We start from the raw sequence: 7,198 nt of genomic DNA, 5'->3' as shown, positions 1-7,198 counted from the left end.
ACCGTCCTCCCCCCGCTCAGCCTCCCCGCCGCAGCGCGGCGACGCTGCCGCTCATCGCGGCGGTGACGGCGCTGAGCGTCATCCTGATCGGGGTGCTGGTGATGGTCGCCACCCGCTCCGGTAACGACGACCGAGCACGCGCGGACGCGGGCGGCTCGCAGGAGGCGAGGTCTACACCCGATAGGTCCAGCCCACCGTCCAGCCCCAGGGACGACGGCGATGACGGCGACTCGGGCACCGGTTCGGCGGAGAGGGGCCCGGTCCCGGCGGCGTTCATCGGGACGTGGGAGGGCAAGGTCGGTGGCCAGACCCGGCGGATGGTGATCGAACAAGGGCCGAAGGGGTCCGACATCGTCACCACCCGGACCACGAGTTCCAGGGCGCATTGCGAGGGGAAGGGCAAGATGGTCTCGGCCACGCCGGAGATCCTCGAGGTGACGACGCGGGTGACGAAGAGCGTCCCGTCCGACAAGTGCTCCAGCGTGGGCAAGCAGACCCTCACCCTCAGGGACGACGGCGCCTCCGTCCGCTACAAGGGCGGCTTCCTCAGCTCCGGCACCCTCCACAAGCAGTAGAACGATCGAGATCGGCCGCCCGTCCGCCGTATCGAGGCACGCAGTCCGGGCAGAATGCCTTGCATGACTCAGACTGTGAACCTGCCTGGCGGGGATGCGCTGCCGCTGATCGGCTTCGGGACGTGGCAGCTGAAGCCCAAGACGGCCTACGAGTCGGTGCGTTCGGCTCTTGAAGTCGGTTACCGGCATATCGACACCGCGACGCTGTACCAGAACGAGGCGGACGTCGGCAGAGCCGTCAAGGAAAGCGACGTGGACCGGGAGGAGGTCTTCGTCACCACCAAGCTGCGCCCGCAGGACGCGCGGCAGGCCCGTCGCACCCTGGAGTCGAGCCTGCGCCTGCTCGACACCGGCTACGTGGACCTCTGGCTCATCCACTGGCCGACCGGGCAGGACGAGTTCGTCTCGACGTGGGAGGAGCTGCTGTCCGCCAAGGACGCGGGTCTGGCCCGCAACGTCGGGGTCAGCAACTACAGCCCGGCGCAGATCGACCAGCTGACCGAGGCCACGGGGCAGCAGCCGGCGGTCAACCAGATCCCGTGGAGTCCGGCGCAGCATGACTCGGCCTTGCTGGAGGAGCACCGCCGCCGAGGGGTCGTCGTCGAGGGCTACAGCGGCTTGAAGAACACGGATCTGCGCAGCCCGGTCCTCACCGGGATCGCCGAGCGGCATGGGGTGACGCCCGCCCAGGTCGTCCTCCGCTGGCATCTGGAACACGACATCGTGATCCTCCCCAGGTCCTCGCGCCGCGAGCGCGTCGCCTCGAACTTCGACCTGGCAGGCTTCGAACTCACGAAGGAGGACGTCGCCGCGATCGACGACCTCGCCTGAACCGGCCGGTCAAACGCGCTCCGGTCTCCGGAAGTAGGCGTTCGCGGTGGGAAGTGCCAGCAGAAGCGCCGCCACCGCTGCCGCACCTGTGGCGACCATGAAGATGAAGACGGTCGCCACATCGGCGCCTCCCGTCGCGATCGCCCAGAGCGTGAGCCCCAGAGTCGGCAGGGACAGCAGCGCCGCTGTGACCCACAGGCCGATTCGTCCCTCCTGGCCGCCGCGCAAGGCCCGCGAAGCCGCCCAGATCAACAGCGCCAACACGAACAGGAGCGCGAAGAAGAACAGGCCCGCCTCCGTCGACGCCGACTCGTACGCCGATCCGTCCGATGCCTCCTCACCCAATGCCGCCCGGGTCCGATCGGTCTCGCGGGCCGCATCGAGGGTCGATGGAATGACGGAGACCAGCATCAAGCTGAACACTGCCCAGGTGCCGCCCAAGAGCACGAGCGCGGCGATCACGGGTGGCGGCCGGTTCATGATGGTCTCCGGTGCAAGGGGGGATGAATCTGATGTTGGAATTGGATGCCAAGCCAGCACCGGAAGTTCGCGCGAGCGCGGCGGACACGGCCGAGTCCAGGTCAGCGCAGTCCAGATCAGCGCAAGGGCCGCCATGGGCGTGCGTCTTGTCCCCTTCGCCGGCTGAGTGGGCGGTTTACAGGGTCTCGATCAGGTGGTCGGTGAAGTCGGTTGTGGTGGCGGAGCCGCCCAGGTCGGGGGTGCGGACGGCGGTGTCGGCCAGGACGGTCCTGATCGCGCCGGTGATGTCGTTCGCGGCGTCCGGGTGGCCCAGGTGGTCGAGCATCATCGCGGCGGACCAGATCGTCCCGAGCGGGTTGGCGACGCCGCGTCCGGCGATGTCGGGGGCCGAGCCGTGCACCGGCTCGAACATGGACGGGAACCGGCGCTCGGGGTTGATGTTGCCCGAGGGCGCGATGCCGATGCTGCCCGCGACCGCCGCGGCCAGGTCGCTGAGGATGTCGCCGAACAGGTTGGACGCGACGACCACGTCGAACCGCTCGGGCCGGAGGACGAACTTGGCGGCCAGGGCGTCGATGTGCTCCTGATCCCAGGTGACGCCGGGGTGGGCGGCGGCGCGTTCGGCGACGAGTTCGTCCCAGAACGGCATGGTGTGGACGATCCCGTTGGACTTGGTCGCCGACGTGAGCCGCCCGCCGCGCCGGCCGGCCAGGGCGAAGGCGTGGTCGAGGATGCGGGTGACCCCGGCGCGGGTGAACACCGACTCCTGGACGGCCGCCTCCTGCGGGGAGCCCTGGTAGATCCGCCCGCCGATCTCGCTGTACTCGCCTTCCACGTTCTCCCGGACGACGACGAAGTCCACCCCACCGTCCACGCTGCCGGGACGCGCGTCGCGCAGCGGGCTGGCCACGCCCTCGAACACCCGGATGGGACGCTCGTTCACGTACTGGTGGAAGCGGCGCCGGATCGGTATGAGCAGGCCCCAGAGCGAGACATGGTCGGGCACGCCCGGGTACCCGACCGCGCCCAGGAGGATGGCGTCGTGTTCACGCAGCCGGTCCAGGCCGTCGTCCGGCATCATGGCGCCTTCGCTCAGGTACCGCTCGCACGACCAGTCGAACGCGGTGTAGGTGAGGGAGATGCCGTGCCGCTCGCACACGGTGTCCAGGACCCGCCGCGCCGCGGGGACGACCTCCCGGCCGATGCCGTCGCCCGGGATCAAGGCGATGCGGTGATGTGCGCTCGTCATGTGGACGATTGGAGCAAGCGGCGGGCGGACGCGTCCAAGACGCATCCCCGATCCGGTTTGTAGGCCCCGCCTATCGGTCGGCTGTCGTTCTAGCGGCGGGGCCTTTCGTTTTGGCCATCGTGAGGAACTCCTCCGCCACCGGGCTCAGCCAGCCCTTCCGGCTGACCAGGGCCAGGTGCAGCCTCCCCGGCGGGTCGAGCTCGCGCACCACGGCGCCCGCGCGCAATGCGAGCGGCCGCCATGCCTCCGCGAGGATCGCGACGCCCACCCCTTTGAGGACGAGCGACAGGATCGCCACCCGGTGATCGGTCTCGACCGTGATCGACATGTCCACGCCGGACGCGCGGATCTCCTCGACCAGCCGGCGCATGGCCGTGCCGTCCTCGCCGGCGATCAGGCGCTGACCGGCGAGCCTTTCCCGCGGCAGCGGCGGGCCCGGCTCGAACGGGCCGCCGGCCGGTGCGACCAGGACCAGCTTCTGCCGCCCCACCGGATGGAGGTCGACCTCCGGCGCGGTCGGCAGTTCCCAGGCTGACAGGAGGCCCAGTTCGGTGATGCCGCTTCGCACCATCTCGATGACCGTCCCGGGGACGGGCGCGTCCCGCAGCACGACGTCCACCCCCGGGTACCTCTGCGCGAAGTCCTGGATCATACTGCTGAGCGGTTCGATAGCGGGGGACGGCATCGACGCGATGGCGATGCGTCCCGTGCGCAGGCCCTGGGCCGCGCTGACGCTCTCTCGCGCGACCTCCAGGCTGCGGACCGCCTGCCGGGCGGGCCCGATCAGCGCCTTCCCCGCCTCCGTCAGGACGACCCGGCGGCCGGTGCGGTGGAACAGCGACGTCCCCAGGTCCTTCTCCAGCGTGCGGATCGCCTGCGAGAGGGACGGCTGCGCCATGAACAGCGCGCCGGCGGCTCTGTTGAACCCCCCGTTATCCACAACCGCGAGAAAGTACTCCAGCTGCCGGACGTCCACGCGAAGCTCCTTTTCGCCGGGGACTTGACCTGAGGGGTCTTGCTCCAGGGCCTCGTCCTATAGGCGCAGCCTCTCAACCCGGTAGCCGACGCGTCTTGGATTCGTTCACCGCGCGCACTTTGAATGTGATCTGGGACACGGGGGGTCCGAAACAACCGAAGGACACCGCCGATGAAGGCGGGGTTCAGGCTCGAGGAGTGCTCCCATGGAATCCGACGAGACCGAGCCGCGACCACCGGGTGCGGCCGCCGGCACCCGGTCCGGGCGAACCGACGTGGCCAAGGCGCTCATGGTGCAGGCCACCTACCGCAGCCTCGGTGAGCAGCGGCTCTCGCCCGCCGAGGAACGCTTCGAGCGCGGCCGCCGCACCACGGGGCTCTGGCTGGCGCCGCTGGTCACCGCCGTCTTCCTGCTCCTGCCGCTGGACATGGCGCCGTCCCAGCAGACCCTCGCGGGGATCCTGCTGGGCGTGATCGTCATGTGGGTCACCGAGCCGGTGCCGATCCCGGTCGGCGGGCTCATCGGGGTCGGCGCGATCGTGGTGTTCGGCGTCGTCCCCGCCGACGACGCGCTCGAACCGTTCGGCTCCACCACGATCTTCACCTTCATCGGCGCGTTCATCCTCGCCCAGGCGATGCTGAAGCACGGCGTGGCGCGGCGGTTCGCGTACTTCATCCTGTCGCTGCCCGGGGTCGGCCGGTCGACCTTCCGGTTGATCATCGCGTTCGGCGCCATCACCTGCGTGCTGTCGGCGTTCGTGTCCAACACCGCGACCGTCGCGATGCTGCTGCCCACCGCCCTCGGACTGCTCACGGTCATCGCCAAGATGCTGCAGGACCGCGGCATGGTCGCCGAGGACTTCGATCCCGCCCGGCTGCGCGTCGGCGCGGCCCTGATCCTGATGCTCGCCTACGGCGCCAGCGTCGGCGGCCTGCTGACCCCGGTGGGCAGCCCGCCCAACCTGATCGGACGCGGCCTGATCGAGGAGGCCACCGGCGAGCGGATCTCCTTCGCCCAGTGGATGCTCACCGCCCTGCCGCTGTGCGCGGTGATGTTCGTCGTGCTCGCCGTCGTCCTGCTGCTGCTCAACCGGCCCGAGATCCGCCGCATCGAGGGCGTCGAGGAGTACGTCCGGGGCGAGCGCGAGAGCCTCGGCTCGATGGGCCGGGCGGAGAAGACCACGCTCATCGCCTTCGCGGTCACGGTCACCCTGTGGATCTTCCCCGGCGTGGTGGCGCTGGTGGCGGGCACCGAGTCCTCGTTCTACGAGACGATCAGCGACCGGCTGGACGAGGGCGTCGTCGCGGTCCTCGGCGCGTCCCTGCTGTTCCTGCTGCCCACCAACTGGAAACGCCGCGAGACCGCCCTCAACTGGAGCGACGCCGCCCGCATCGACTGGGGCACGATCCTGCTGTTCGGGACGGGCATCATCTTCGGCTCCCTGCTCGCCGACACCGGCCTGGCCAAGACCATCGGCGACTCGGCCTACGACGCCCTCGGCCTGACCAGCCTGTTCTTCATCACCGCCTTCGCCGCCGTGCTGGCCATCGTGATCTCCGAGACCACCAGCAACACGGCCTCGGCCGCGGTGGTCGTCCCGATCATCATCCCGATCGCCGTCGCCGCCCAGGTCGACCCGTTCGTCCCCGCGCTGGCCGCCACGTTCGCCGCCTCGTTCGGCTTCATGCTCCCGGTGTCCACCCCGCAGAACGCGATCGCCTACGGCTCGGGCGTCGTCCCCATCACGACGATGATCCGCTCCGGCTTCGCCTTCGACATCTTCGGCGCGATCCTCATCATCCTGGGCCTCCCCCTCATGGTCGCCCTCACCGGAATAGGAGGCTGACCCACACGCCGAGGCCCTCATCGGCGCTCGGTCGCACCCGGGCCTCCCCCGGGCCGGGTGCGGCCCAGCGGCGGATGGGGTGGCTTCCTGCGGGCCGACGTACGCTTGGGCGGTGTTCTCGCCTCAAGGTCCGTCTCTGCGTGAGCTGGCGATCCAGTCGCTGTCCTCGGTCGAGCGCGGCTACGACCTGCTCGCGCCGAAGTTCGACGCGACGCCCTTCCGCACCCCCGAAAGCATCCTCGACGCGACCACCGACGCGCTGCGTCCGTTCGGGCCGTTCGGCCAGGGGCTGGACGTGTGCTGCGGCACCGGCGCGGGCATGCGTACCCTTCGCCCCCTGTGCCAGGGACGCGTCACGGGCGTCGACTTCAGCGCCGGCATGCTCGCGCAGGCGCGCGAGGCGCACCCGGATGCCGAGTGGGTCCGAGCGGACGTCCGCGACCTGCCCTTCACCGAGTCCTTCGACCTCGCGGTCACCTTCGGGGCCCTCGGGCACCTACTGCCCGCCGAACGGCCCGCGCTCTTCGCCGGGGTCCACCGCGCGCTGCGGCCCGGCGGCCTCCTCGCCTTCCCGATCGGCGCGCCGCCGCCCGTCACGTCGGCCCAGTACTGGGCGCTGCTCGGATTCGACCTGGCCATGCGGGTCCGCAACGCCGTGTGGCGTCCCCCGTTCGTCATGTACTACCGCACCATGCCGCTGCACGAGGTCCGCGACGAACTGACGGCAGCCGGATTCACCGTGACGACCGTCCCGCTGCCTCCCCTGGGCCGGCGCGACGACGGCAGCCCGCGCTACCGCCTCGTCCTCGCCCGCAAAGCCGCCCCTGCCGACTGACGTCCCGCCGCGTCTCAGGGACGGTGCTGGGGCTCGGGACGGTGGAGAAGGTTCAAATAGTCGTTGAGGTGGGTGGCGGCGTTGAGCATGGCCAGGCCGCGGGTGGTGAGCCTCCGCTGCCAGTCGTCCAGGGCGCTGGACAGTTCGCCGGTGCCGCCGGCCGTGCGGATCTGGTGGACGACGGTGGCTATGTGGGTCAGCGGGTAGCCGCCGCGTCTGAGGAGGTGGGCGAGTTCGGCGTCGCGGACGTCGGGGGCCTGGAAGACGCGGTATCCGGTCGCCGGGTCTCGTGCGGGGGTGAGGATGCCGACGCGTTCCCAGTTGCGGACGGTCGCCTGCGTGACGCGGAGGTGGTGCGCGAGTTCGCCGATGGTTCGGGGCTCGGTCGGCCGGTCGGGGGTGGGGG

The 7,198-nt window shown here is 70.4% G+C and carries 7 protein-coding genes and 1 pseudogene; 4 read left to right on the top strand and 4 right to left on the bottom strand.

Translation table 11 applies throughout. The features are described from left to right. Together E1285_RS46145 and E1285_RS41950 are read left to right on the top strand one after the other, a co-directional pair. Positions 1–575: pseudogene (locus E1285_RS46145) on the top strand (hypothetical protein); the annotation flags it as partial. 63 nt (positions 576–638) lie between these two features. Next, on the top strand, positions 639–1,406 hold the full coding sequence (locus E1285_RS41950; protein ID WP_207947211.1) for an aldo/keto reductase: 768 nt from the start codon (positions 639–641) through the stop codon (positions 1,404–1,406). Between the two features lie 9 nt (positions 1,407–1,415). Here E1285_RS41950 and E1285_RS41945 read toward each other — a convergent pair whose 3' ends face one another. The 3 genes from E1285_RS41945 to E1285_RS41935 all read right to left on the bottom strand — a co-directional run bounded on the left by E1285_RS41945 (position 1,416) and on the right by E1285_RS41935 (position 4,111). Beyond that, positions 1,416–1,886, bottom strand: coding sequence for a hypothetical protein (locus E1285_RS41945; protein ID WP_132160347.1), 471 nt, complete (start codon positions 1,884–1,886; stop codon positions 1,416–1,418). Between the two features lie 175 nt (positions 1,887–2,061). Beyond that, entirely contained in the window at positions 2,062–3,135 is a 1,074-nt protein-coding gene (locus E1285_RS41940; RefSeq protein ID WP_132160345.1) for a tartrate dehydrogenase, read from the bottom strand. Positions 3,136–3,205: 70 nt separating this feature from the next. Further along, complete coding sequence (locus E1285_RS41935; RefSeq protein ID WP_132160343.1) at positions 3,206–4,111, bottom strand: LysR family transcriptional regulator; 906 nt, start codon at positions 4,109–4,111, stop codon at positions 3,206–3,208. 205 nt (positions 4,112–4,316) lie between these two features. On the opposite strand from E1285_RS41935, the gene E1285_RS41930 reads away from it, so the two are divergent. Further along, a complete protein-coding gene (locus E1285_RS41930; RefSeq protein WP_132160341.1) occupies positions 4,317–5,957 on the top strand; it encodes a DASS family sodium-coupled anion symporter in 1,641 nt (546 codons plus the stop codon). A 112-nt stretch (positions 5,958–6,069) separates the two neighbouring features. Then, complete coding sequence (locus E1285_RS41925) at positions 6,070–6,792, top strand: class I SAM-dependent methyltransferase (protein ID WP_132160339.1); 723 nt, start codon at positions 6,070–6,072, stop codon at positions 6,790–6,792. A gap of 14 nt (positions 6,793–6,806) precedes the next feature. On the opposite strand, the gene E1285_RS41920 is transcribed toward E1285_RS41925, so the two are convergent. Beyond that, positions 6,807–7,198: MerR family transcriptional regulator (locus tag E1285_RS41920; RefSeq protein WP_132160337.1), on the bottom strand; the 392-nt coding region annotated here is incomplete at its 5' end.

This window comes from Actinomadura sp. 7K507 (assembly GCF_004348425.1).
Taxonomy (GTDB): Bacteria; Actinomycetota; Actinomycetes; order Streptosporangiales; family Streptosporangiaceae; genus Spirillospora.
Note: the sequence above shows the minus strand (reverse complement) of the source record. Positions and strands in the feature narration are given on the sequence as shown.

Excerpts from the sequence above, each read along its gene's own strand:
- E1285_RS41950 (WP_207947211.1), top strand. The coding sequence starts at position 639 with ATGACTCAGACTGTGAACCTGCCTGGCGGGGATGCGCTGCCGCTGATC.
- E1285_RS41945 (WP_132160347.1), bottom strand. The coding sequence starts at position 1,886 with ATGAACCGGCCGCCACCCGTGATCGCCGCGCTCGTGCTCTTGGGCGGC.
- E1285_RS41940 (WP_132160345.1), bottom strand. The coding sequence starts at position 3,135 with ATGACGAGCGCACATCACCGCATCGCCTTGATCCCGGGCGACGGCATC.
- E1285_RS41930 (WP_132160341.1), top strand. The coding sequence starts at position 4,317 with ATGGAATCCGACGAGACCGAGCCGCGACCACCGGGTGCGGCCGCCGGC.